25 protein-coding genes are annotated in these 22,396 nt (G+C 75.9%); 10 read left to right on the plus strand and 15 right to left on the minus strand.

Annotation, left to right across the window (positions count from 1 at the left end; all coding sequences use genetic code 11):
• The first annotated feature begins 237 nt into the window (after positions 1 to 237).
• Positions 238 to 1,437: an RtcB family protein gene (locus ACIA5A_RS23680; RefSeq protein WP_396766216.1), complete on the plus strand. Its 1,200-nt coding sequence runs from the start codon at positions 238 to 240 to the stop codon at positions 1,435 to 1,437.
• Between the two features lie 30 nt (positions 1,438 to 1,467).
• Here ACIA5A_RS23680 and ACIA5A_RS23685 read toward each other — a convergent pair whose 3' ends face one another.
• The 8 genes from ACIA5A_RS23685 to ACIA5A_RS23720 all read right to left on the minus strand — a co-directional run bounded on the left by ACIA5A_RS23685 (position 1,468) and on the right by ACIA5A_RS23720 (position 6,691).
• On the minus strand, positions 1,468 to 1,614 hold the full coding sequence (locus ACIA5A_RS23685) for a hypothetical protein (protein ID WP_396766218.1): 147 nt from the start codon (positions 1,612 to 1,614) through the stop codon (positions 1,468 to 1,470).
• A gap of 2 nt (positions 1,615 to 1,616) precedes the next feature.
• Complete coding sequence (locus ACIA5A_RS23690; RefSeq protein WP_396766221.1) at positions 1,617 to 1,838, minus strand: helix-turn-helix domain-containing protein; 222 nt, start codon at positions 1,836 to 1,838, stop codon at positions 1,617 to 1,619.
• Positions 1,838 to 2,317: a DUF2975 domain-containing protein gene (locus ACIA5A_RS23695; protein ID WP_396766224.1), complete on the minus strand. Its 480-nt coding sequence runs from the start codon at positions 2,315 to 2,317 to the stop codon at positions 1,838 to 1,840. Before ACIA5A_RS23695 ends, ACIA5A_RS23690 begins: the two co-directional genes overlap by 1 nt.
• Positions 2,318 to 2,363: 46 nt before the next feature.
• Positions 2,364 to 3,266: a Gmad2 immunoglobulin-like domain-containing protein gene (locus ACIA5A_RS23700; RefSeq protein ID WP_396766226.1), complete on the minus strand. Its 903-nt coding sequence runs from the start codon at positions 3,264 to 3,266 to the stop codon at positions 2,364 to 2,366.
• The gene (locus ACIA5A_RS23705; RefSeq protein WP_396766229.1) at positions 3,254 to 4,642 is read right to left on the minus strand and encodes a sensor histidine kinase; all 1,389 of its coding nucleotides are present in this window, start codon (positions 4,640 to 4,642) and stop codon (positions 3,254 to 3,256) included. Before ACIA5A_RS23705 ends, ACIA5A_RS23700 begins: the two co-directional genes overlap by 13 nt.
• Before the next feature lie 7 nt (positions 4,643 to 4,649).
• The gene (locus ACIA5A_RS23710; protein WP_396766232.1) at positions 4,650 to 5,333 is read right to left on the minus strand and encodes a response regulator; all 684 of its coding nucleotides are present in this window, start codon (positions 5,331 to 5,333) and stop codon (positions 4,650 to 4,652) included.
• A 96-nt stretch (positions 5,334 to 5,429) separates the two neighbouring features.
• Entirely contained in the window at positions 5,430 to 5,984 is a 555-nt protein-coding gene (locus ACIA5A_RS23715; protein ID WP_396766234.1) for a hypothetical protein, read from the minus strand.
• A 113-nt stretch (positions 5,985 to 6,097) separates the two neighbouring features.
• Positions 6,098 to 6,691 (minus strand): HD domain-containing protein, encoded by a 594-nt coding sequence (locus ACIA5A_RS23720; protein ID WP_396766236.1) that lies wholly within the window; start codon positions 6,689 to 6,691, stop codon positions 6,098 to 6,100.
• Between the two features lie 139 nt (positions 6,692 to 6,830).
• On the opposite strand from ACIA5A_RS23720, the gene ACIA5A_RS23725 reads away from it, so the two are divergent.
• The 5 genes from ACIA5A_RS23725 to ACIA5A_RS23745 all read left to right on the plus strand — a co-directional run bounded on the left by ACIA5A_RS23725 (position 6,831) and on the right by ACIA5A_RS23745 (position 11,337).
• Entirely contained in the window at positions 6,831 to 7,784 is a 954-nt protein-coding gene (locus tag ACIA5A_RS23725; RefSeq protein WP_396766239.1) for a TolB family protein, read from the plus strand.
• 142 nt (positions 7,785 to 7,926) lie between these two features.
• Entirely contained in the window at positions 7,927 to 8,703 is a 777-nt protein-coding gene (locus tag ACIA5A_RS23730) for a methyltransferase domain-containing protein (RefSeq protein ID WP_396766242.1), read from the plus strand.
• Positions 8,704 to 8,758: 55 nt separating this feature from the next.
• Entirely contained in the window at positions 8,759 to 9,769 is a 1,011-nt protein-coding gene (locus ACIA5A_RS23735; RefSeq protein WP_396766245.1) for a hypothetical protein, read from the plus strand.
• Positions 9,766 to 10,419 (plus strand): hypothetical protein, encoded by a 654-nt coding sequence (locus ACIA5A_RS23740; RefSeq protein WP_396766248.1) that lies wholly within the window; start codon positions 9,766 to 9,768, stop codon positions 10,417 to 10,419. The genes ACIA5A_RS23735 and ACIA5A_RS23740 overlap by 4 nt, the downstream gene beginning before the upstream one ends.
• Before the next feature lie 15 nt (positions 10,420 to 10,434).
• Positions 10,435 to 11,337 (plus strand): inositol monophosphatase family protein, encoded by a 903-nt coding sequence (locus ACIA5A_RS23745; protein ID WP_396766250.1) that lies wholly within the window; start codon positions 10,435 to 10,437, stop codon positions 11,335 to 11,337.
• Here ACIA5A_RS23745 and ACIA5A_RS23750 read toward each other — a convergent pair.
• Entirely contained in the window at positions 11,312 to 12,115 is an 804-nt protein-coding gene (locus ACIA5A_RS23750; protein WP_396766252.1) for an SDR family oxidoreductase, read from the minus strand. The genes ACIA5A_RS23745 and ACIA5A_RS23750 overlap by 26 nt on opposite strands.
• Before the next feature lie 132 nt (positions 12,116 to 12,247).
• On the opposite strand from ACIA5A_RS23750, the gene ACIA5A_RS23755 reads away from it, so the two are divergent.
• A complete protein-coding gene (locus ACIA5A_RS23755) occupies positions 12,248 to 13,114 on the plus strand; it encodes a sigma-70 family RNA polymerase sigma factor (RefSeq protein WP_396766255.1) in 867 nt (288 codons plus the stop codon).
• Between the two features lie 12 nt (positions 13,115 to 13,126).
• Here the strand turns inward: ACIA5A_RS23755 and ACIA5A_RS23760 are convergent, their stop codons facing one another.
• The 4 genes from ACIA5A_RS23760 to ACIA5A_RS23775 form a co-directional block, all read right to left on the minus strand.
• Positions 13,127 to 14,023 carry a GNAT family N-acetyltransferase gene (locus ACIA5A_RS23760; RefSeq protein ID WP_396766258.1) on the minus strand — a complete coding sequence of 299 codons (897 nt, stop codon included), beginning with the start codon at positions 14,021 to 14,023 and terminating at the stop codon, positions 13,127 to 13,129.
• A 67-nt stretch (positions 14,024 to 14,090) separates the two neighbouring features.
• The gene (locus tag ACIA5A_RS23765; protein WP_396766261.1) at positions 14,091 to 14,783 is read right to left on the minus strand and encodes a methyltransferase domain-containing protein; all 693 of its coding nucleotides are present in this window, start codon (positions 14,781 to 14,783) and stop codon (positions 14,091 to 14,093) included.
• Between the two features lie 56 nt (positions 14,784 to 14,839).
• Positions 14,840 to 15,520, minus strand: coding sequence for a DUF2064 domain-containing protein (locus ACIA5A_RS23770; RefSeq protein WP_396766264.1), 681 nt, complete (start codon positions 15,518 to 15,520; stop codon positions 14,840 to 14,842).
• Positions 15,517 to 16,191 carry a glycosyltransferase family 2 protein gene (locus ACIA5A_RS23775; protein ID WP_396766266.1) on the minus strand — a complete coding sequence of 225 codons (675 nt, stop codon included), beginning with the start codon at positions 16,189 to 16,191 and terminating at the stop codon, positions 15,517 to 15,519. The genes ACIA5A_RS23770 and ACIA5A_RS23775 overlap by 4 nt, the downstream gene beginning before the upstream one ends.
• A 145-nt stretch (positions 16,192 to 16,336) precedes the next feature.
• On the opposite strand from ACIA5A_RS23775, the gene ACIA5A_RS23780 reads away from it, so the two are divergent.
• Positions 16,337 to 17,755: a hypothetical protein gene (locus ACIA5A_RS23780; protein WP_396766268.1), complete on the plus strand. Its 1,419-nt coding sequence runs from the start codon at positions 16,337 to 16,339 to the stop codon at positions 17,753 to 17,755.
• 175 nt (positions 17,756 to 17,930) lie between these two features.
• Here ACIA5A_RS23780 and ACIA5A_RS23785 read toward each other — a convergent pair whose 3' ends face one another.
• Positions 17,931 to 19,004, minus strand: coding sequence for an NAD-dependent epimerase/dehydratase family protein (locus tag ACIA5A_RS23785; protein WP_396766271.1), 1,074 nt, complete (start codon positions 19,002 to 19,004; stop codon positions 17,931 to 17,933).
• Positions 19,005 to 19,148: 144 nt separating this feature from the next.
• Between ACIA5A_RS23785 and ACIA5A_RS23790 the strand changes: the two genes are divergently transcribed.
• Positions 19,149 to 20,468 (plus strand): molybdopterin-dependent oxidoreductase, encoded by a 1,320-nt coding sequence (locus ACIA5A_RS23790; protein WP_396766274.1) that lies wholly within the window; start codon positions 19,149 to 19,151, stop codon positions 20,466 to 20,468.
• Positions 20,461 to 20,895 (plus strand): hypothetical protein, encoded by a 435-nt coding sequence (locus tag ACIA5A_RS23795; RefSeq protein WP_396766277.1) that lies wholly within the window; start codon positions 20,461 to 20,463, stop codon positions 20,893 to 20,895. Before ACIA5A_RS23790 ends, ACIA5A_RS23795 begins: the two co-directional genes overlap by 8 nt.
• A 250-nt stretch (positions 20,896 to 21,145) precedes the next feature.
• On the opposite strand, the gene ACIA5A_RS23800 is transcribed toward ACIA5A_RS23795, so the two are convergent.
• The gene (locus tag ACIA5A_RS23800; protein ID WP_396766280.1) at positions 21,146 to 22,375 is read right to left on the minus strand and encodes an SLC13 family permease; all 1,230 of its coding nucleotides are present in this window, start codon (positions 22,373 to 22,375) and stop codon (positions 21,146 to 21,148) included.
• Positions 22,376 to 22,396: the final 21 nt, after the last annotated feature.

The raw sequence follows: 22,396 nt of genomic DNA on the forward strand, positions 1-22,396 counted from the left end.
GGTCGCAGAACCAGATACCGGAGACCTCTTCAGTTGTCGATCACCGCCACGCCGAGACCTTCACCGGCCACCACGACTTCTGAAACACGCCTTAGCGCCGACGCGACGATCCGCGCGAACCGCCCGCCCCCACACCGGAGCCGGGCGGTTCTCTCGTCCGCCCGTCTGACGCCGTCGACGCGACGGGCGGGGTTCGAGTCCGGTACCGCCCACACCCCACGACATGAGGAGACCACGATGGGTTTCACCCCGCTGGCCGGCACCCGGGCGCCGGTCCGGGTCTGGACCGACCCGTACGCGATCGAGGCGCAGGCGGCCCGGCAGCTGCGCAACATCGGCGCGCTGCCCTGGGTGCAGGGCGTCGCGGTGATGCCGGACGTGCACTTCGGCAAGGGCGCGACGGTGGGCTCGGTGATCGCCATGCGGCAGGCGGTGTCGCCGGCCGCGGTCGGCGTCGACATCGGCTGCGGCATGTCCGCGGTGCGGACCTCGCTCACCGCGGCCGACCTGCCCGACGACCTCGGGCCGCTGCGCTCGGCGATCGAGGCGGCCATCCCGGTCGGCTTCGCGATGCGCGACGACGCGGTCGACACGCGTCGGGTACGCGGGCTAGAGCAGTCCGGCTGGGACGACTTCTGGCGGCGGTTCGGCACGCTGGACCGGAAGGTGGCGCAGTTGGAGACGCGGGCGCGGCGCCAGCTCGGCACGCTCGGCGGCGGCAACCACTTCATCGAGGTCTGCCTGGAGCAGGGTGGCGCGGACGACGGGCGGGTGTGGCTGATGCTGCACTCCGGTTCCCGCAACATCGGCAAGGAGCTGGCCGAGCGGCACATGGCGGTGGCGCGCGGGCTGCCGCACAACACGGACCTGCCGGACCGGGATCTCGCGGTGTTCCTCGCCGGCACGCCGGAGATGGACGCCTACCGGCGGGACCTGTGGTGGGCGCAGGAGTACGCGCGACGCAACCGGGCGGTGATGCTGGCCCTGCTCGGCCAGGTGGTCCGGGACGCGTTCCCGCGGGTCGGCTACGACGAGCCGATCTCGTGTCACCACAACTACGTGGCCGAGGAGACCTACGACGGGGTGGACGTGCTGGTGACCCGCAAGGGCGCGATCCGGGCCGGCGCGGGTGACCTGGGCGTGATCCCCGGTTCGATGGGCACCGGCTCGTACATCGTGCGTGGCCGGGGCAACCCCGACGCGTACTGCTCCGCGTCGCACGGGGCGGGGCGGCGGATGTCGCGGGGTCAGGCGAAGCGGACGTTCAGCACGGCCGACCTGGCCGCGCAGACGGCCGGGGTGGAGTGTCGCAAGGACGCCGGGGTGGTCGACGAGATCCCCGGCGCCTACAAGGACATCACCGAGGTGATGGCCCAGCAGGACGACCTGGTCGAGGTGGTCGCGCACCTCAAGCAGGTCGTCTGCGTGAAGGGCTGAGGCGGGGCCGGCGCCGAGGGGGCGCCGGCCCTACCGGGTACGCCGGGCGACGCGCACGGCGACGGCGACCGCGCCGATGACGAACAGGGCGGACAGGAGTTGGAGCCCGGGGGAGTCGTCGGCCTCCCCGTACACGATGCCGGCGACGCCGAGCGCGACGGCGGCGGCGAGCAGCACCCTTATCGGTCCTCCTCCGGGGCGTCGACCCACTCCAGCAGGTCGCCGGGCTGGCAGTCGAGGACCCGGCACATGGCCTCCAGGGTGCTGAAGCGGACGGCCTTGGCGCGGCCGTTCTTGAGCACCGCGACGTTGGCCGGGGTGAGGCCGACGCGTTCGGCGAACTCACCGACGCTCATCTTGCGCTTGGCCAGCTCGACGTCGATGCGCACGACGATGGGCATCAGATCACCGCTTCCATGTCGGTGCGCAGCGTGGTGGCCTGCCGCAGCAGCGCGCGCATCACGACCATCAGCAGCCCCAGCACGCTGACCCCGGTCGTGAGCAGGAAGAGCAGCAGCGGCAGGCCGGGGTCGTCGGCGTGGAACCCGACCCAGAGGAAGACGGCCGCCAGGCTCACCCAGCCGGCGGCGATCGCCCAGACGATGCCGTCGACCCAGGCCAGAGACGCCTCGGTGAAGATCCGGTCGTTCTTGACCAGGGTGAGCAACTGCCAGGTGCAGACGATCACCACCTGCACGCACAGCACCCAGAACACCGTGACGGCGGTGGCCGGCCAGCGCAGGTACGCGTCGTCCGGGTTCTCCCGGGCCATGTGCGCGAACTGTCCGGGCAGCGACATGGTCTGGAACAGCAGCAGGATGCCGAACAGCAGGACGAGGAAGGCGCGGAGTGCCGTGACCGCGCGCTCGGTAGTCACCATGCATCGACTATCACTCGTAAACTATCGAAAGTCAATCGATTGGCTGTCATCGGCTCGCGGTCAACGCGACCGGGACGCGCACCACGTCGACCCGGGAACCGTCACGCGCGGACACCTGGAACACCTCGACCACGCCGGCGCCGGCCGCCGCCTGCCGGTAGCGGACGGCCAGCCGGTAGGCCCCCCGGCAGCCGGAGCCGCAGGAGGCCGTGGTGAACCCGGTGCCGATCTCCCGGCCCGCCGCGTCCAGCACCCGCGCGCTGACCGTGGCCTCGTAGACGTCGGCGGTCCCGGTGACGGTGACCGGGCTGCCGACGCGGTCGCCGACGACCGGGGCCGTCACCACGATCGGGGGCAGCAGGTCGGCGTAGTCGTCGCGCCCGGTCGCGGCGCCGCCCGAGGCGAAGACCACCCGCCGGACGGTGGCGAACTGGGTGAGCGTCCAGACCACCTGGGCCCGGCGGGTCCGGGCGGCGACCGCCCCGCCGGCGTCGAACCCGGCCGGCGGGACGAGCGTGGCGACGCCGTCGGCGATCCAGGTCACCCGCGTGCCGGCCGGGACCAGGGTGGTCAGGCCGGCGGCGTGCTCCGCCGTCGACGGGCCGGCGGCCAGCGCGTCGAGCGCCAGGTGGGACGTGGCCACGGTGGCGGGAAACACGCGCCGGGTGGGGGCGAGCCGGCCGGCCCGCACGAACCAGAGCTGCACGCCCACCGTGCCGTCCGGCTCGCGGGACGCGGCGGTCGGCGTACCCGGGGCGGGCGGCGCCCCGACGGTCGCGGCGCGGCTCGGCGGCGACACCGGCGCGGGCACGCCCGTCGACGGGCCGGCCGGCGTGGTGGCGCCGGTCGGTGGGGCGACCGGCGCCGGCCCGAGCGAACCGGTACGCGGCGGGGCGCACCCGGCGGCGACCAGCAGCAGCGCGGCGAGCGGCGGGATCAGGCGTCGCATCGGGCCGCCCCGGCGTCGACGGGGAGGGTGAGCCGGAAGCGGGCGCCGAGGCCCACCTCGCTCGTCACGTCCAGCCGGCCGCCGAGCAGCCGGGCATTCTCCCGGGCGATGGCCAGCCCGAGCCCGCTGCCCGGCCCGCCGCGCGCCGGATCGACCTTGTGGAACCGGTCGAAGATGTGGGGCAGGTGCGCGGCCGGGATCCCCGGCCCCTGGTCGGCGACCTCGACCACCAGGTCGGCGCCGGCGCGTCGGACCGCGACGTCGAGCCGGCCGCCGCCGTGCTCGATCCCGTTGGTCACCAGGTTCGTCAGGATCCGCTCCAACCGGCGCCTGTCGGTCACCACCGGCGACACGTCGTCGGCCACCGCGACGCGGGCGGCCGGCGCGTCGGCGGCGATCCGCCGCACCAGCGCCGCGACGTCCACCGCCCCGGTGGCGAGCGCCTCCCGCCCGGCGTCCAGCCGGGAGATCTCCAGCAGGTCCTCCACCAGCCGGCGCAGCCGGACCACGTCGGCCACGAGCAGCTCCGCCGCCCGCCGCGGGTCGGCGGGGAGGGCGTCGATCCCGTCGGCGAGCAGCGAGGCCGCGGCCACCAGGGCGGTGACCGGGGTACGCAGCTCGTGCGCCACGTCGGCGGTGAACCGCCGCTCCCGGGCCTGCGCCTGCGACAGCGCCTCGATCTTGGCCTCGAGCGCCTCGGCCATCTCGTTGAAGGACACCGCCCAGGCGCTGAACTCGTCACGGCCGCGCACCGGCAGCCGGGTGCCCAGCAACCCCTCGGCCACCGCCCGCGCGGCCCGGCTGGCCCGGCCGACGGGTTCCAGCGTGCGGCGGGCCAGGGTGTTGCCCACCGCGGCGGCGACCAGCACCACCGCCGCCCACCCCACCACCGAGGCGGTACGCAGCGGCGCGAGGGCGTCGACCACGTCGTCCTCGACTGTCACCACGTACAGTTCGGCGGTGGAGCCGGGGATCCGGCCCCCGACGACCAGCAGGCGCGGCCGGCCGGGGGTGCGCTGGAAGCCGAGCTGCCCGGCGGCGACGGCGGCGCGCAGGTCCCGGCCCGGCACGGGCGCGTAGTGCGGGTCGGACGGCCAGGATCCGCCGGCGACGAGCAGCACGTGCCGGCCCGACTCCTCGAAACCGGCCAGCAGGTCGGCGCGGCGGGACTCGGTCAGCGGCAGGAACTGGGCCGCGACGAGCAGTTGGTAGCGGGTGTCGGCGGCGGCGCGTTGCAGCGAACCGTCGAAGCGGGCCTGCCGCAGGATGAGGTAGGAGCCGGCCGCCAGCGTCCCGGCGGACAGGCCGGCGACAAGCACGAACGCGACGACCAGCCGGCGACGCAGCCGCCCGGGTGCGACGCCGCCGGCCGCCACGGCCCGCTCACCCCGTCGCCAGCTTGTAGCCGGCGCCGCGAACCGTGCGGATCAGCGTCGGGGCGTGCGGGTCGGTCTCCACCTTGGCGCGCAGGCGCTGCACCGCCACGTCGACCAGCCGGGAGTCGCCGAGGTGGTCGTAGCCCCAGACCCGGTGCAGCAGCAGTTCGCGGGTGAACACCTGACCGGGGCGCCGGGCCAGCTCCAGCAGCAGCCGGAACTCGGTGGCGGTGAGCGGCAGCTCGTGGCCGTCCCGGCGGGCCACGAAGCGGGCCGGGTCGATCTCCAGCGGTCCGGCGGTCACGATGGCTCCGGCCGTCGCCGGCGCGACGGCGCGGCGGAGCACCGCGCGGACCCGGGCGACCAGCTCCGGCAGGTCGAACGGCTTGCGGAGGTAGTCGTCTGCGCCGCACTCCAGACCGACCACCACGTCGATGGTGTCGGTGCGGGCGGTGAGCATGAGGATCGGCACCCGGCTGGTGCGCCTGATCTCCCGGCACACCTCGAACCCGTCCAGCCCGGGCAGCATCACGTCGAGCACGACGAGGTCGACCGTGCCCGCCCGCCAGGCGGCGAGGCCGGCCGGGCCGTCGGCGGCGGTGCTCACCCGGAACCCGGCACGGCGCAGGCCGAGAGCCGACACCTCCCGGATGGAGGCGTCGTCCTCGACGACCAGCACGCGGCCCTCCACGATCACTCAGGGTAGTCCTGCGGAACCCCGGCCGGCGTGGTCGGATCGGACGGTGCCGAGGGGCCGACCGGCCCCCCCGTCACCTCGACGAGCGGTTCACGCCTGCCACTGGTGGGCCACGTCCAGCACGATCCGGCTGTGCGTGCCGGGACCGCTGAGCACGAGGACGCGGAACGGCAGTTGGGCGCGTACGCCGGCCGCGAAGGTGGTGTAGCCCTCGAAGCTGCCGCCGAAGACGACGTCGCGTGCCGTGCGGGCGCCGAGCACCGTCGCGGCGTGCTCGCCGACGCGGTAGGGCACGGTCGCGACGTGCCCGTCGTCGTACGCGGGCGCCCGCAGCGACACCGACAGCAGCGACCCGCCGGCGGTGTACGGGCTCAGCGCCAAGCCCTGCCCCTCCGTGTACGTCTCGCCGTAGGCGACGGAGTAGCCGTTCACCGGCCCGGCGAACTCGAACACGACGCGGTCCCAGCAGTCCTGCCGCTCGGTGCGCACGTCGACGAGCGGCGCGGTGCTGAGCGCGCCGGCCGCCTTGGCCGTGCTGCCCCAGGTGATCCCGCAGTACGGCGCCGCCGCGCTCGCGCCGCTCACCCCGGCGACCAGGCCGCCGAGCAGGACGACGAGCGCCAACAGTGTCCTGGTGAGTCTCATGGTTGACCTCCCGTGTGCCGGGGACACCCTCCGGTGTCCCTGGCCCGACGGTCGACCTGTTGGGCAACAGCGCCTTCGCCGTGGCGTAACCGCCGGGTAACAGCCCGGGCGGCTCAGCCGTACACCGGATGCTCGGCCTGGAAGGCCAGCCGGTGGTCCGCGCCGGCGGCCAGCTCGGCGAGCACGTCGTCGAGGTCCAGGAACGTCTGCCACGGCTCCTGCCCGGTGATGCCGGCGAGCCGGTCCACCACGAGCTGCTCCAGGTCGGCGACCCGGCGGCCCTTCCACACCTTGTCGGCGAGGCTGACCAGCAGATCCTCCAACTGCACGCCGGGGGAGCGCCAGGCGGCGTGGGTGACGGCGAAGCGGGCCCGCTCCTCGGGCACGCCGAAGCGCAGCAGCAACTGGTAGCCGGCCTCCTCGTGGGCCGAGCCGGGGCCGGTCAGCTCGGCCGGGTGCTCCACCTTGCCGAGGTCGTGCACCGCCGCGCCGAACAGCACCGCCTGCCTGTCGAACGGCACCGCGCCGAACCGGTCGGCGAACGCGTCGGTCAGGCGCCAGGCCACGTCGTGCACCAGCCGCAGGTGCGCGCCGAGCCGGGGCGGCGCGGCGAGCGCGTCCAGCAGCTCGACCGCCACCCCGGGCAGCGGGAGCACCGGGGGGTCACCCGGGTCGGTCAGGGCACGGCGCAGCGCGTCGGAGGTCACCGGGGCGAGGGTACCGGCTGTTGAGGGCGGTCACCCCGCGTCCTGGCCGAGTGGCCGACGGTGAACGGTCCGCTCGCCCGATCCCTCGGTGAGCGTCCGATCAGGAGGGTGGGGCGGACGTCTATCACGGGGAGACCGCATGACCGCACTGAATCGTCGTACCCTGCTGCGCGCCGCCGCGCTGACCGGCGCGGCCGCCGCGACCGGCCTGGCCGGCGGGCTCGCCGCCGCCCCGGCGTCGGCCGCCGAGGCCGCCAACGGGCCGTGGCTGGTCAGCGTCGGCTGGGGTGTGATCCAGATCGACCCGGGTCGCACCACGCCGCGACCGCTGCTGTCGGACGGCGACCACGCCAAGGCCTCACCGGACGGCCGGTACGTGGCCTGGGTGAACAACGCCTGGTCGGGCGACGGCACGCTGTTGCCGTACGTGGCGGTGTACGACCGCGTCACCGGGGAGAGGCGTACGCTGCTGGCCGACCCGCCCGGCGTGCTCTACGGCGCGCCGACCTGGTCGCCGGACGGCCGGGAGATCGCCCTGGTGACGGGGAGCCAGCAGGACCGGCTGATCGCTGTCGACGTGGCGACCGGCGGCACCCGCGTGCTGGTCCAGGGTCACGCCATGAGCTCGCCGGACTGGTCGCGGGACGGCTCGATGATCGTGATGCACTGGCGCAGCCGCTCCGAGGGCCCGCAACTGCGCGTCCTGGAGTTGGCGACCGGCACGGTGCGGCGGCTCTACACCCCGCAGGCCGGGGAACGCTTCGCCGGGCCGGTGTTCACGCCGGACTCCGAGCGGGTGGTCTTCTGCACCACCCGGTGGTATCCCGACCTGGCGACGCTCAACCAGTCGCTGGCCTCGGTGCGGATCGGCGGGGCCGGGTTGAAGAAGCTCACCGACGAACCGCGGTTCTACCTGTCGCCGGTGTTCTCGCCGGACGGGCGCTACTGCGCGGCGCTGTCGATCCCGCCGGAGAACGAGTACCCCGACGGGGGCAACATCATCATCTCCACCAGCGGCTTCGGCGCGCAGTGGTGGGTGCCCGGCGACGAGTACGACGACTCCTCCCGCCTGGACTGGGCCCGGGCCGCCTGATCCGCCCGGACACCGACGCGGCGGCCCGGCGACGGCCGCCGCGTCGGCGTATCCGGAGTGGATGTCCACGCCGCCGGGCGCGAGCGGTGCGAGGCTGGGGGTGGACGCCGCCGAGGGGGCCGGCGACCGCTGGGGAGGTGTGATGCCCGAGCCGCCGACCGGGACCTCGGCGCACCGCGCGCAGGCGCACGGCCGGCACGCCAACCACCACCGCTACCACGACGGCGCGCAGGTCGACGGGTACGTCGACGATCCGTACCACCGGGTGCGCCGCGCCGTCGCGGCCCGGCTGGTGGCCGAGGGGGTGACCGAAGGCGGACCGGTGCTGGAACTGGGATGCGGGCCGCGGGGCATGCTCGACCCGGCGGTGCTGCCCGGGCCGCTGGTGCTCGCCGACACGGCCGAGACCGCGCTGGGGACCGCGCGGCGGGCGGCCGGCGGTCGGGCGCTGCCGGTCTGCCTGGACGCCACCCGGGGGCTGCCGTTCCGGGCGGGCAGCTTCGCCGGGCTGCTCGCCGGCGAGCTGATCGAGCACGTCTACGACCCGCTGGCGCTGCTGCGGGAGTGCCATCGCGTGCTGGCCCCGGACGGCCTGCTGGTGCTCACCACCCCCAACCTGGCGCCGGTGCAGGACCGGCTGGCGTTCCTCGCCGGGCGGGCGCCGCGCCAGGTCGACCCGCTGCACCCCTACCTGTGGCTGCACATCCGGCCGTTCACCGCGTCGCTGCTGCGTCGCACGCTGCGCCGGGCCGGGTTCACGCCGACGGCGATCCGCTCCAACGAGGTCGGCTGGCGGCTGCCGGGTGGGCGGTGGGTCGCCTCGCGGTGGCTGGCCCGCGCCGCGCCCGGGCTCGGCGGGTCGCTGATCTGTGCCGCCCGGCGGCGCGGCGCACCGCCACCGCCCCGGAACAGCGCGTGATCGCGATATTGACAAAGGGCTATCATGGAGGCTCCGTCGTCGACGGGGGGATGTCATGGCGCGCCTGATCGGCTGGGTCGTCAGCAATCTCGACGCGTTCATCGGCCTGCTGCTGGCCGTCACGGTGGCCGTGCTCGGCCTGACCAACACGGTCAGCCAGGACGTGGTCAACAGCGCCATCCTGCTGGTCCTCGGCCTGCTCGCGCAGGCGGTGCTGCGGGACCGGCTGCGCCGCCGCACCGCCGAGCAGGAGGTCCGCCAGGTCATCGTGGACACCCGCGAGCGGCTCACCGACCTGGTGCCGCCGATCCGCGAACTCACCGGCCCGGAGGGCGCGCTGAGCCGGGCGCGGGAGGCGATCCACAGCTCCTCCATGGTGCGGGTGCTGCACGGCAGCGAGGTCGGCCAGGCGCTCGCCGAGGCCCGGGAGCACACCGACAGGTGGGACTTCAAGGGCGGCACCGGCACCTACCTGCGCGCGGTCACCCTGCCCGAGTGCCTGCGGCTGGCCCGCCGGCGCAACGCCACGCTCACCGTCGCCGTCGAGATCATCGACCCGGCCGACGAGGAGGTCTGCGAGCGGTACGCGCGCTTCCGGCGCAGCCTGGAGTCGGACGAGCCGACCGAGCAGACCGAGCCGTGGACCGTCGACCGCACCCGCAAGGAGTCGTACGCCACGGTGCTCGCCGCGTGCTGGTACATGCAACGCTCCGGCCTGCTCACGGTCGAGCTGCGGCTCTCCGCCCAGATGACCACGTTCCGCTACGACCTCTCCTCCTCATGCGTCGTCATCACCCAGGAGAACCCGCGGACGCCGGCGCTGCGCATCGACCGGGGCGAGGTCTACTACAACCGGTTCAACATCGAGCTGGACTACAGCCGGCGGCAGAGCCGGCGGGTGCCTGTCGAGTCGGCCGGCCAGGTCCGGCTCGACGACGAGCCGTCGGTCGAGCAGGTGCGCCGGCTGTTCACCGCGCTCGGCCTGGCGTTGCCCCGGTCCTTCGGCGACCGGGAGGTCGCCGACATCGTGCGCAAGGCCCTCCAGGCGAGGAACCCCTACACATGACCAGCTACGCCGACCTGGAACGGGAGATCGACCGGGGCACCCGGCCGGAGCTGCTGCGTGACTGGGTGCTCGACGTGCTCGCCGACGTCGCCGACGGGCGACGGACGCTGCGGGCGGTCCGGCACCCGCTCGGCTTCACCTGCCTGCCGGTGGAGCGCGACGGCCCGGACGGGATCTGCGTGCACGCCTGGCCGGCCGAGCCGCCGACGGTGCGCCCGAGCACCTCCGCCATGCACTCGCACAGCTGGGACCTGCTGAGCCACGTGCTGCACGGCACGGTCCGCAACGAGCTGATCGACGTCACCGACACGCCCGCCGACCCGTCCTGGCGGGTCTACGAGGTGCACAGCCTCGGCGAGGTCGACGAGGTGGCGGCCACCGACCGGCTGGTCACCGCGACGACCGCGACAGTGGAGACGCACTCCGCCGGCGACTCGTACGCGCTGCGCGCCGGCGGCTTCCACACCTCGGAGGTCACCGTCGGCGCACCGGCGGTGACCGTGGCGCTCGGCCGGACCACTCCCGGCGCGTGCGACCTGAGCCTCGGCGCGGTGGACGGGCGCAGCTACCGGGTACGCCGGGACCGCTGCGACGCGGCGGAGACGGCGCGGATGGCGCGGCAGATCGCGCGACTGGTGGCACGGGGCTGACTGGCTGGAGGAGCCATGGACGTGGAGCCGAACAGGGACGGGCCCGACCTGCGCGACGCGCACCGGTTCGCGGTGCAGGCGGCCCGGGCGGCCGGGCGGCTGCTGCGCCGCGGCATCCGGGGGGAGGTGCACGCCCGCGCCAAGGACGACACCGGCGACCTGGTCACCGACCTCGACCTGGCCGCCGAGCGGCTGATCGTGGACCGGATCCGGGCCCGCTGGCCGGAGCACGGGGTGATCGCCGAGGAGGGCGGCGAGTACGCGCCGGACACCACCTGGGCGTGGCTGGTCGACCCGCTCGACGGCACCAACAACGTGGCGATCGGCCTTCCGGCGTACGTGGTCGGCATCGCCCTGTGCCGGCACGGCTCCCCGGTGCTCGGCGTGGTGCACGACCCGATCGCCGGCCGGACCTGGTCCGCGGTGCGCGGCCAGGGCGCCTTCGTGCACGGCTCCGACCCGGCGGGGCGCCCGCTGCGCGCCGCGCGCCGGCCGGTGCCGGCCGCCCCGGTGCTGGCCTGGACCCAGGGCCACGGGGTACGCCGCGACGACAGCGCGGCCCGCGCGTTGAAGGTCGTCCTCGACACCACCGCCCGCCGGGTGCTGCAACTGTGGGCGCCGCTGCTGTCCTGGGTGATGCTTGCTCGCGGCGACATCGACGGGATCGTCGGCTACCGTCCCGAGGCGGTCGACCTGCCGGCCGGAATGCTGCTGGCCGCCGAGGCCGGCATGGCCGTGCGCGCGCTGGACGGCGGCACGTTCGACGACCGGTACGGCGCCCCGGCGGACCAGCGCAGCTTCGTGGCCGGCCCGCCGGAGACGATCGACCGGCTGGTCAAGTTGGTCACCGCGGCCCAGTGGATCGAGCCGCAGGTGCGCCGACTCACCCCGGTCAGCCTCGACTCGGTGGGCTGGTAGGCGCGCCACCGACGGCGCGCCGGAGCCGCTCGGCCAGGAAGGCGTCCCAGGTCCGTACGCCCCGGGTGGCGCCCGGGCGGGCCAGGTTCGCCCCGTCGCGGTAGGCACGTCCGGCCTTGCCGGGGAGCCGCACCGGCAGTCGCAGCCGTCGCCGGCCGGTGGCCGCCAGGTAGCCGGTCAGCAGCTCGTCCAGGCCGAGCGTCTCCGGCCCGGCCAGGTCGGGCGCCAGGCCGGCCGGCGCGCCGAGGGTCAGCTCCACCAGCCGCGCGGCCACCTCGGCGGCGTCGACGGGTTGCAGCCGCAGGCCGCCGGGGACCGGCGCCACCGGCAGTTTCGCCATCGCGGTCAGCATGGTCAGCACCAGGTCGTGGAACTGCGCGGCCCGCAGCACCGTCCACGGCAGGCCGGAGTCGGCCACCGCCCGCTCGGCGTCGCGCTTGGACCGCAGCCAGGCCAGCGGGACCCGGTCGGCGCCGGTCACCGAGACGTGCGCCAGATGAGTCACTCCCGTCCGCCGGGCGGCGTGGACCAGGTTGGCGGCGACCCGGTCGTCGCCCTTGGCGCCGCCGGCCAGGTGCAGCACGGTGGTCACGCCGCGCAGCGCCGGTTCCAGGCCGACGCCGGTCAGTAGGTCGGCGGTCACGTGGGTGACGCCGTCGCCCGGCGGGCCGCCGCGCCGGCTGAGCACGCGGACCGGGTGCCCGGCCGCGCGCAGCAGCGGTACGACGTGCCGGCCGAGCGTGCCGGTGCCGCCGGTGACCAGGATGGGGGTGTGCATGTCGTCCTCCCGGGATCGTCGCGTGACAGGTCGACCCGCGCGGCGACCCCGGTGTGACCGATGTGACAGGTGACACACCCCGTCACACCGGCGGCGCGGCGCGGGTCGGGAGGGTGGGAGAGGGAGGTGGCGATGGACGGCGAGACCTGGCTGGCGGAGCGGTTCGAACGGGAGCGGCCGCGCCTGCGCGCGCTGCTCGGCTCGCTGACCGAGGCCGAGGACGCCGTGCAGGAGACCTGGCTGCGGCTGGCCCGCACCGACGCCGACACGGTCGACAACCTGGACGCGTGGCTGACCACCGTGGTGGCCCGGGTCAGCCTGAACGCGCTGCGGTCGCGCGCCGCCCGCCGGGAGGACCCGCTGGACGTACGCCTGCCCGACCCGGTGGTCGAGACGCCGCCGCCGGACGCGGACCCGGCGCACGCGGCGGTGCTCGCCGACTCGGTGGGCCTGGCGCTGCTGGTGGTGCTGGACACGCTCAACCCGACCGAGCGGCTCGCGTTCGTGCTGCATGACATGTTCGGCGTGCCGTTCGACGAGATCGGTCCCCTCGTCGACCGCTCGCCGGCGGCGGCCCGGCAGCTCGCCAGCCGGGCCCGCCGCCGGGTACGCGGGCAGGCCCCCGCGCCCGAGAGGGACCTGGCCCGGCAGCGGGCGGTGGTGGACGCGTTCCTCGCCGCCGCCCGCGAGGGTGATCTCGACGCGCTGATCGCGGTGCTGCACCCGGACGTGGTGCTGCGCTCCGACGGCGGGACCGCCCGCGCCCGGCACACGACCGTGCTCACCGGCGCGCGGCAGGTCGCCGCCCAGGCCACCACGTTCGGCCGGCTCTTCCCGTACGCCCGGCCGGTGCTGGTCAACGGCGCCGCCGGGGTGCTGGTGAGCGCCGGTGGCCGGACGCTGTCGGTGATGGCGTTCACGGTCACCGACGGGCGGATCGTCGCCGTGGACGTGATCGCCGACAGGCGCCGGCTGGTCGCGCTCGGCCTCGACGACTGAGCCGGCCGAGCCTCAGGAGGGGACGACGACGAGGTTGGCCATGTCCACCACCGGCCGGAAGCCGAGGCGGGCGTAGAGCCGGTTCGACGTCGGGTTCGCCTGGTCGGTGAAGAGACACACCCGGGCGTCCTCCGCCCGCAGCAACCGGCTCACCTCGGCGACCGCGTTGCCGGCCCACCCCCGGCCGCGCTGCTCCGGCGGCGTGTAGACCGGCCCCACCCGGGCCACGCCGAACGCCGGCGGGTTCGCGGCGGTGAGGTGCACCGGTCGGCCGGCCGGGTCGGCCCAGAGCCAGATCCGGCCGCCCCGGATGCGGTGGAACACCTCGTCCCGGTCGGGCGTCTCGTGGGCGCTGGCGCCGCGCGGGCGGCCCGCCTGCTCGTCCGCGTCGGCCATGAACGCGCCGAACCAGGCGGTGACCAGGTCGACGTCGTCCTCCCCGGCGACCGTCAACCCGCCCGGCGCCGGCGCGGGCGGCGCCAGCGTGTCGAGTTCGTGCAGCCGGGTGTGCTGGGCGACCTCCACCCGGCCGCCGCCCAGACGCGCCACCTCGTCGGCGCAGTCGCGGGCCGCGGGCAGCGCGCCGTTGACCGCCGACACCCGCTCGCCGCGTTCGTGCCAGGCGCGGGCCAACGCGACCGCCGCCTCCGCCGGCATCGGCAGCAGGAACGGCGGACGCGGCGGGAACGGCGCCGCCCGCATGCCCGCCCCGACCACCGCCCCGGACTCGTCCCGCACCACCAGCCACCAGTCGTCCGCCGGCAGCCTGGCCCCCTCGGCCCGGCGGGCGGCCATCCGGTGCGCGACGGAGGCGACCACGGTGTTGACCACCGGGTCGGCGGCCAGATGGTCGCCGGCGACCGTGAGGAACTCGCCCGGGTCGGCGTGAAAGTGCAGGGTGGAGGTCATGCGGGGCACGGTAGTGGCTGCGCGGACCCCGCCCGTAGCGGATTTCCGGCCCCGGCCGGCGTGGGGCTCAGGCGGCGGCCAACTCCGCGAACCAGCGGCCGCCGTCCGGGCGCAGGTCCCGCACCGCCAGCCCGGCCGCGGCGGCCGGCGCGTGCACCGACCGGGTGTCCAGCCACGCCCAGCCGAAACTAGGCCCCCGCCGCCGGCCGGAGACGACGTGCGCCTGACCCCGCCAGGCGCCGCTGCCGGGCGGATCCAGTTCGACGAGCACGGTGCCGTCCGGGCGCAGCAGCTCCCGGCACCGGCGCAGCAACCGTTCCGGGTCGCCGCCGATGCCGATGTTGCCGTCCAGCAGCACCACGTGCCGCCACCGGCCCTCGGCGGGCAGCGGCGCGAACAGGTCCGCCCGCACCGCGACGGCCCCCCGCGCCCGGGTCAACGCGACCGCGCGTGGGCACGCGTCCACCCCGACGGTGGTGACGCCGGCCCGGGTCAGCGCCGCCGCGACCCGACCCGGTCCACAACCCAGGTCCAGCGTCGGCCCCTGGCACCGGGCCACCACCGCGGCGGTCGCCGCCTCCGCCGGACCGTGCCACCGGTCCACCGGCAGCCGGCGGCGGACCCCGTCGGCCCGCACCAGCCAGTGGGCGCCGGCCCGCCGCCGCAGCGCGCCGCCGAACCCGTCCACCCCGGCCGCCCGCAACCGCTCGGTCCCCGCGCCCCGCGTGCCGGCGTCGGTCGGCTCACTCCTCGCGCTCACGGTGCCGGCGTCGGTTCGCGACTGCGGGGCTCGCAACCCCGGCTCACTCCTCGCGCTCACGGGTGACCTACCAGCGTCGGCCGCAGCGCGGCTACCTCGCGGGCGAAGCGGCCGCCGGGCGCGGCCCGGGCCACCGCCAGCGCGTCGGCCCAGTCGTCCACGTCGCGCAGCGTCGGCAGCGCGCCGACCCGCAGGCCGCGGCCGACCAGCGCGGCGTGGGTGAGCCGGCCGGTGTCCGCGGTGGACATCGGCACGCCGCGCAGCGACGCCGCCCACCCGGGGTCGCGCAGGCCTAGGCCCCACCAGCCGCCGTCCGCGGCCGGGCCGAGCACCGCGTCGACGCCGGGCGCGGCCAACCGGCGTACGGCGGCGGCGAGCCGCCCCGGGGTGAGCTGCGGGGTGTCCATGCCGATCTGCACCACCGGCCGCCCCGGGTACGCGTCGGCCACGTCGGCGTGCGCGTGGGCGAGCCGATCGGCCAGGCCGTCGCCGCGCTGCGGCAGGACCGGCCAGCCGGCGACCGCGGCGGCCAGGTCCGCGCCGTCCTCGGCGTCCGGGAAGCGCCCGGCCAGTGCCAGCACCGGCAGCACGCCCGGGGTGGCGGCCACCGTGTCCAGCGTGTCGCGCAGCGCGGCGGCGGCGATCCGGGCCGCCTGGTCCGGGGTGGCCGGCGGGCAGAGGCGGGTCTTCACCGCCCCCGGCGCCGGCGCCTTCGCCACCACGAGCAGGACGGTCACCGTCGGCCGTCCACGGTGCGCAGCACGGTGAGGAAGTCGCGGGTGGCCCGCGCGGTGCCGCGTACCGAGCCGGACACCTTGGACTTCGTGCCGGCGGCGCGGGGGGCGTAGCGGACGTCGCGTTCGTGGATGCGCCAGCCGGCCGCCGCCGCGCGGATCATCAACTCCAGCGGGTAGCCGAACGCCCGGTCGGTGACGCCGAGCGCGAGCAGGTCCGCGCGCCGGGCCACCCGGATCGGGCTGAGGTCGCGCAACGGCACGCCACGCTGCCGCAGCAACGCGGCGACCAGCGCGGTGCCGGCCCGCGCGTGCCACGGCCAGACGCCGGCCGACACCGGGCGGCGGCGGCCCACCGCCAGGTCGGCCGTCCCGGCCGCCACCGGGGCGACGAGCGCCGGCAGCTCGCCCGGATCGAACGAGCCGTCCGCGTCCAGCACGCAGACCAGGTCGGTCTCGGCGGCCTCCAGGCCGGTGTGCACGGCCGCGCCGTAGCCGCGGCGGGGTTCGCGTACCACCCGGGCGCCGTGCCGGGCCGCCACCTCGGGCGAACCGTCCCGGGAACCGTTGTCCACCACGATCGCCCGGTAGCCGGGCGGCAGCGCGCCCAGCACCCCGGGCAGGGCGGCGGCCTCGTCCAGGCACGGCAGCACCACGTCGATCTGTTTCCGCATGCCGCCGACGCTAGGCCGGCAGCCGCCCGCACGAGCCCCGATCGTGCTTACGTAACCCTTACCGAGCAGGCATTTCTTACCGTCTCGTGACGGGTCTGCGGTTGCCGTCCCGGCCGGCGTCGGCGGGCCGTACCGTGCGGTCGTCATGAGAACCGCACCCACCCTGCGCCGCGCGCCCGCCGCGAACCGCACCGGAACCCCACGCCGGGGCGACCTGGTCGCGGCCGCCGTCGAGGCAGCGTTGCTCGCCGCCGCCGTCCTGGTCGGTCTGGTGCTCAACCGGCGCGGCGTCGGCCTGCACGCCGACGCCGCCCCGCTCTACGCCACCTGGCGACCGCACGCCGGCTGGGGTACGCCGCTCGCGGTGGTGGTCGCGCTCGTCGTGCTCGGGCCGGGGCTGCGCTGGTCGCGCACCGCCCGGTGGGGGCCGCTGCTGGCCGCCGGCTGGCTGGCCGCGGTGGCCTGGACGCTGGCGCTGGCCCTGGTGGACGGCTGGTCCACCGGGCTGACCCGGCGGCTCACCCCGCAGGCGGAGTACCTGCACGAGGTGCGCGGGGTGACCGACATCCCGGCCATGCTGGCCGGCTTCACCGGGCGGATCCTGGACTTCCAGCCCGACTCCTGGTCCACCCACACCGCCGGGCACCCGCCGGGCGCGCTGCTGGTCTTCGTCTGGCTGGACCGGGTCGGCCTCGGCGGCGGCACCGCCGCCGCGCTGTGCTGCGTGCTGGTCGGGGCCACCGTCGTGGTCAGCGTGCCGGTCACCCTGCGCACGCTGGGCGCCGCCGACGCGGCCCGCGCGGTGCTGCCGTTCCTGGTGCTGCTGCCCGGCGCGGTGTGGCTGGGCGCCTCCGCCGACGCGGTGTTCACCGGCGTGGTCGCCGCCGGACTGGCGCTGCTGGCGGTACGCGGGCCGCGCGCCGCGCTGGCCGGCGGCCTGCTGCTCGGCTTCGCGCTGCACCTGTCGTACGGGTTCGTGCTGGTCGGGGCGCTGGCGGTGACCGTGCTGGCACTGCGGCGCGACCGCCACCGGGCGACCCTGCTCGCGGCGGCCGCCGGTGTCGCCGCCGTCACGGCGCTGTTCGTGCTGGCCGGGTTTCACTGGTGGGAGGGGTACGACCGGGTCGTCGAGCGGTACTACCAGGGCTGGGCGGCGGACCGCCCGTACGCGTACTGGGTCTGGGCTAACCTGGCCGCGCTGCTAGTCGCCACCGGGCTGGTGCTCGGCCCCGCGCTGCGCCGGACCGCCGTCGCGGCCCGCGTCGCCTGGTCCGCCGTGGACGCGTCGCCATCCGTCGACGGGTCGGCGACGTGGGTCGTCCGGGCACGGCGGGCGGTCCGGCTCGGCCCGACGGTGCTGCTGCCGGCCGCCGCCGCGCTGGTGGTGACCGTTGCCGACCTGTCCGGGATGAGCAAGGCCGAGGTGGAGCGGATCTGGCTGCCGTTCGTGGTCTGGCTGCTCGTCGCCGTCGCCCACCTGCCCCCGTCGACGCGGCGCCGCTGGCTGACCGCCCAGGCGTTGACCGCCCTGCTCGTCAACCACCTCCTCCTCACCGTCTCCTGACCCACCCGCCCAGCCCCGCCCCGCGGCCCACCAGACACCCATCGCGTTCCACCTGAGCGCGAGGGACCCGGAGCGGGTGCTCTCTGGCACGCAAGCGCTCTCGATCGGCGCTCGCCGGCCCGGCGGTCGCGTCGAGGGTGTCCGGGCGGGAGCGCCCGTGTCAAGCTGCCCCGAGTCAGGCGGGGTGGGGGGTCAGGTGGGTGGCGGGGGAGCGTTGGGGGTCGGTGGCGAAGGCGGTGACGCCCTCGGCGAAGGTGACCCTCGCGGTGTAGCCCAGCACCTCCCGGGCGCGGGTGGGGTCGGCCACCACGTGCCGGACGTCGGCCGCCCGGGCGCCGCCGGCCACCACCGGCGCGGGGCCGGCCATCGCCGCCGCCAGCGTCGTCGCCAGGTCGCCCACGGTGCGCGGCTCACCGGAGCAGACGTTCACCGGCACCAGCCCGTCGGGCGGTGGCGCGGCAAGCGCCAGCAGGTTCGCCCGCGCCACGTCGGTGACGTGCACGAAGTCGCGCCGTTGCCGGCCGTCCTCCAGCACGACCGGCGCGCGCCCGCCGGCCAGCGCGGAGCGGAACAGCGAGGCCACCCCGGCGTACGGGGTGTCGCGGGGCATCCGGGGGCCGTAGACGTTGTGGTAGCGCAACGCCCACACCCCGCCGCCGATCTGCCGGGCCCACGCGGCGGCGTAGTGCTCCTGGGCGAGCTTGCTGGCCGCGTACGTGCTGCGCGGCTCCAGCGGCGCGTCCTCGGGCACCAGCGCCGGGGTGAGCGGGTCGCCGCATTCGGGGCAGGTCGGGTCGTACCGGCCGGCGGTCAGGTCGGCGGCGCGTCGCGGGGCGGGGCGGACCACGCCGTGCCGGTCGCACGTGTAGCGGCCCTCCCCGTAGACCACCATGGAGCTGGCCAGCACCAGCCGGCGTACCCCGGCGGAGTGCATGGCGGCCAGCAGCGTCGCGGTGCCGAGGTCGTTGTGCGCCGCGTAGTCGGGCGCGTCGGACGGGTCGAGGCCGTGCCCGACCATGGCCGCCTGGTGGCAGACCGCGTCCACGCCGGTCAGCAGCCGCTCCAGCAGCGCGGCGTCGCGCACGTCGCCGACCACCGGGTCGTGCCGCCGGGACCACTCCGGCAGCGCCCCGCCGTGCGCCTGCGGCAGCAGGGCGTCCAGGCAGACCGGCTCGTGGCCCTCGGCCGCGAGCAGGTCGGCGATCTGCGATCCGATGAACCCGGCCGCGCCGGTGAGCAGTACCCGCATACCCGGTGACGCTAGGGCACCCGGCCCGGGTGGGAGGTCGGTTCGCGCCGGACGTCAGCGGTCCGTAAGAGACTGCCGCGGTAAGGCTTCGGTAATGCGGCAAACGCCGTCACGGGCCGCCGGCGCGGTCTAGCGTCCCATCCCGTGACCACCGACGCCCCGCCGCCGCACGACCCGGCGTACGCCGCTCCGGCCCGGCTCTGGCGCGCCCTGGACCGCCGCCGCCCGCCCGGCGTGGACACCGTCGAGCGGGCCTGGCGCAGTCCGGTACGCGGGCCGTGGCTGACCTCGGTGCTCGGCGCGGTGCTGCTGGCCGCCCTGCCGCTGGTGATCGTCACCGGGCTGCTCGACTGGATCGCCTACGGGCCCCGTTTCGACCAGGCGTTCCCCCGCGACGTGGGCTGGCTGCACCCGCCGGTGTTCGACTGGCCGACCCGGCCGGCCTGGCTGTTCCGCCTCACCCAGGGGCTGCACGTGACGCTCGGCATCGTGCTGGTGCCGGTGGTGCTGGCGAAGCTGTGGTCGGTGGTGCCGAAGCTGTTCACCTGGCCGCCGGCCCGCTCCGTCGCGCAGGTGCTGGAACGGCTGTCGCTGCTGCTGCTGGTCGGCGGCATCCTGTTCCAGAGCGCCACCGGCCTGCTCAACGTCCAGTACGCGTACCTGTTCGGCTTCGACTTCTACACCGCGCACTGGTACGGCGCGTGGATCTTCACGGCGGCGCTCGTCACGCACGTGGCGATCAAGCTGCCCCGGATGGTGACCGCGCTGCGCGGGCCGGGTTTCGCGCGTACCACGGTGGAGCGGACCGCGCCGGAGCCGGCGGATCCGGACGGCCTGGTGGCCCGCCGCCCCGGCCCGGCGACGATGAGCCGCCGCGGGGTGCTGGCGATGACCGGCGGCGGCGCGCTGCTGCTGGCCGCGCTGACCGTGGGGCAGAGCGTGGACGCGCTGCGGCGTACCGCGCTGCTGCTGCCCCGGGGCCGGCGGGTGGGCGACGGGCCGACCGGCTTCCCGGTGAACCGCACCGCCGCGGCGGCCGGTGTCACCGCCGACCGCGCCGGCGCGGGCTGGCGGCTGTCGCTGCGCGCCGGCGACCGCGTGGTCACGCTGGACCGGGCCGGGCTGCTCGCGTTGCCGCAGCACACCGCCACGCTGCCGATCGCCTGCGTGGAGGGCTGGTCGACGTCGCAGACCTGGACCGGGGTACGCCTGCGCGACCTCGCCGCGCTGGTCGGCGCCACCGGTCCCGCGGCCGCGCGGGTCCGGTCGCTGGAACGCAGCGGCCTGTTCAACCGGGCCACCCTGCACGGCGGGCAGGTCACCGACCCGGACGCGCTGCTCGCGCTGCGGGTCAACGGCGTCGACCTGAGCCCCGACCACGGCTTCCCGGCCCGGGTCGTGGTGCCCGCGCTACCGGGGGTGCACTGCACCAAGTGGGTGGAGGAGATCGTGTTCGATGGCTGAGCTGCGGCGGGCGTACGGCGCGGCGCCCTGGCACCTGGTGCTCCTGCTCGGCTGCCTCACGGTGACCGGCTGGGTCGCGCTGCGGCTGGCCGGCGAGCCGACCGCCGGCCGGATGCTGATCTGGTTCGTCGGCGCGGCGGTCGCCCACGACCTGCTGCTGTTCCCGGCGTACGCGGCGGCGGACCGGGTGTTGGGCCGCGCCGGCCGGTCACTGCGCAACCACGTCCGGGTCCCGGCGCTCGCGTCGGCGCTGCTGTTCCTGGTCTACCTGCCCGGCGTGCTGGGACTCGGCGACGGCACCTACGCGGCGGCCACCGGCCTGGCCCCGGAACCCCTGCTCGGCCGCTGGCTGGCGCTCAGCGCCGGGTTCTTCGCCGTGAGCGCGCTGCTCTACGCCATCCGCCGGGCGGGGCGCCGAGCGCCCTGACCGCACGGGCTCGCTTGCCGCTCGGCCCCGCAGAAGAAGCGTCTCGTTTTGGCCGGTATACCTCAGAGGCATAATTATGCCTCTGAGGTATACCGGCCAGAAGCGACATGTGCTTCCGGGCGGTGACAACCGGTGACGCCCGCAGGTAGCCCCGAGCACCTGACCCGCGATTCGCGCCCGGCGGCCGTGCCGAGCCGGGCCGCGCCCCGGGGTGAGGCGGGGTGGACCGGGGGAACGTCGGGCGAGAGCGTCAGGCGCCCGGCCCGACCAGCAGCGCGGCCACGGTGCACGCGGTGGCGAGCGCGGCCAGCGCGGCGCTCGTCGCGACGAACCGGCCCAGTGGGACGGTCAGCCCGGCCGCCCGGCAGCGTTCGTACCAGATCAGCGTGGCCAGCGACGCCCACGGCGTGGCCAGCGGGCCGACGTTCGTGCCGACCAGCAGCGCCAGCAGTTGGGTGTGCCGGTCGGCGGCGATGACCGCCTCGCCGGCCACGTACGCGGGCAGGTTGTTGACCGCGTTGCTGAACAGCGCGCCGACCGCGCCCGCCCGCAGCGCGCCCTCCGCGCCCGGGTCGGTGCCGATCAGCGCGCCCATCACCGTGTCCAGCCCGTGCCGGCCGATGGTCTGCACCACCAGGAACAGCCCGGTGACGAACACCAGCAGCCGCCACGGCACCAGCGCCGGGCGCAGCCGGTGCCGGCACCGCACCGCGAAGCCGGCCACCAGGATCGCGGCGGCCACCCCGGAGGCGATCCCGATCTCCACCCCGGCCAGCACCCCGGCGACGAAGAGCAGGCAGGCCAGCAGCGCGGTCCGGTAGAGCAGGCGGTCCGGCGGCACGTACGGCGACGGCGGGACGAACGGGTCGGCCCCGGCGCGGGCCGGTCGCCAGTACCACAGCCACAGCAGCAGCATGGTGATCGCGATGGCGACGAGCTGCGGCCACCACATCCGGGCCGCCCACGGCACCGGGTCCAGCCCGATCCGGTCGCTGGCCAGGATGTTCGTCAGGTTGGACACCGGCAGCAGCAGGCTCGCGGTGTTGGCCAGCCAGACCGTGGTCATCGCCAGCGGCGTCGGCGGCACGGTCAGCGTCCGGGCCAGGGCGATCATCACCGGCGTCAGCAGCACCGCCGTGGTGTCCAGGTTGAGCGCGATCGTGGTCACCGACGCGAAGCCGACGCAGAGCCAGAACAGCGCCCGGAAACTGCCCCGCGCGGTGATCGCCACCCGGGCGGCGAGCGCGTCGAAGACCCCGGCCACCGCGGTCAGCTCCGCCAGCACCACCACCGTGCCGAGGAAGATCAGGATGGGCACGATCCGGCGTACGGTGGCGTCGGCGTCGGCGCGCGGGAGCAGCCCGGTGAGCACGCAGAGCACGCCCACGGCGGCCAGCGTGATCGCGATCCAGTCCAGCACGTGCAGCCGCCGACGGGGCCGGTGCGGCGCGGCGGGCGGCGGGTCGCCGACGGTCTCCACGACCGCTGATCCTCGCACACC

Source organism: Micromonospora sp. NPDC051300, from assembly GCF_044455315.1.
In the GTDB taxonomy this organism is placed as follows: domain Bacteria; phylum Actinomycetota; class Actinomycetes; order Mycobacteriales; family Micromonosporaceae; genus Micromonospora; species Micromonospora robiginosa.

Coding starts and splice junctions, on each gene's coding strand:
- ACIA5A_RS23755 (WP_396766255.1), top strand. CDS start 12,248: ATGGACGGCGAGACCTGGCTGGCGGAGCGGTTCGAACGGGAGCGGCCG.
- ACIA5A_RS23745 (WP_396766250.1), top strand. CDS start 10,435: ATGGACGTGGAGCCGAACAGGGACGGGCCCGACCTGCGCGACGCGCAC.
- ACIA5A_RS23735 (WP_396766245.1), top strand. CDS start 8,759: ATGGCGCGCCTGATCGGCTGGGTCGTCAGCAATCTCGACGCGTTCATC.
- ACIA5A_RS23750 (WP_396766252.1), bottom strand. CDS start 12,115: ATGCACACCCCCATCCTGGTCACCGGCGGCACCGGCACGCTCGGCCGG.
- ACIA5A_RS23715 (WP_396766234.1), bottom strand. CDS start 5,984: ATGAGACTCACCAGGACACTGTTGGCGCTCGTCGTCCTGCTCGGCGGC.
- ACIA5A_RS23740 (WP_396766248.1), top strand. CDS start 9,766: ATGACCAGCTACGCCGACCTGGAACGGGAGATCGACCGGGGCACCCGG.
- ACIA5A_RS23795 (WP_396766277.1), top strand. CDS start 20,461: ATGGCTGAGCTGCGGCGGGCGTACGGCGCGGCGCCCTGGCACCTGGTG.
- ACIA5A_RS23690 (WP_396766221.1), bottom strand. CDS start 1,838: ATGCCCATCGTCGTGCGCATCGACGTCGAGCTGGCCAAGCGCAAGATG.
- ACIA5A_RS23680 (WP_396766216.1), top strand. CDS start 238: ATGGGTTTCACCCCGCTGGCCGGCACCCGGGCGCCGGTCCGGGTCTGG.
- ACIA5A_RS23780 (WP_396766268.1), top strand. CDS start 16,337: ATGAGAACCGCACCCACCCTGCGCCGCGCGCCCGCCGCGAACCGCACC.
- ACIA5A_RS23785 (WP_396766271.1), bottom strand. CDS start 19,004: ATGCGGGTACTGCTCACCGGCGCGGCCGGGTTCATCGGATCGCAGATC.
- ACIA5A_RS23695 (WP_396766224.1), bottom strand. CDS start 2,317: ATGGTGACTACCGAGCGCGCGGTCACGGCACTCCGCGCCTTCCTCGTC.
- ACIA5A_RS23760 (WP_396766258.1), bottom strand. CDS start 14,023: ATGACCTCCACCCTGCACTTTCACGCCGACCCGGGCGAGTTCCTCACG.
- ACIA5A_RS23700 (WP_396766226.1), bottom strand. CDS start 3,266: ATGCGACGCCTGATCCCGCCGCTCGCCGCGCTGCTGCTGGTCGCCGCC.
- ACIA5A_RS23725 (WP_396766239.1), top strand. CDS start 6,831: ATGACCGCACTGAATCGTCGTACCCTGCTGCGCGCCGCCGCGCTGACC.
- ACIA5A_RS23775 (WP_396766266.1), bottom strand. CDS start 16,191: ATGCGGAAACAGATCGACGTGGTGCTGCCGTGCCTGGACGAGGCCGCC.
- ACIA5A_RS23730 (WP_396766242.1), top strand. CDS start 7,927: ATGCCCGAGCCGCCGACCGGGACCTCGGCGCACCGCGCGCAGGCGCAC.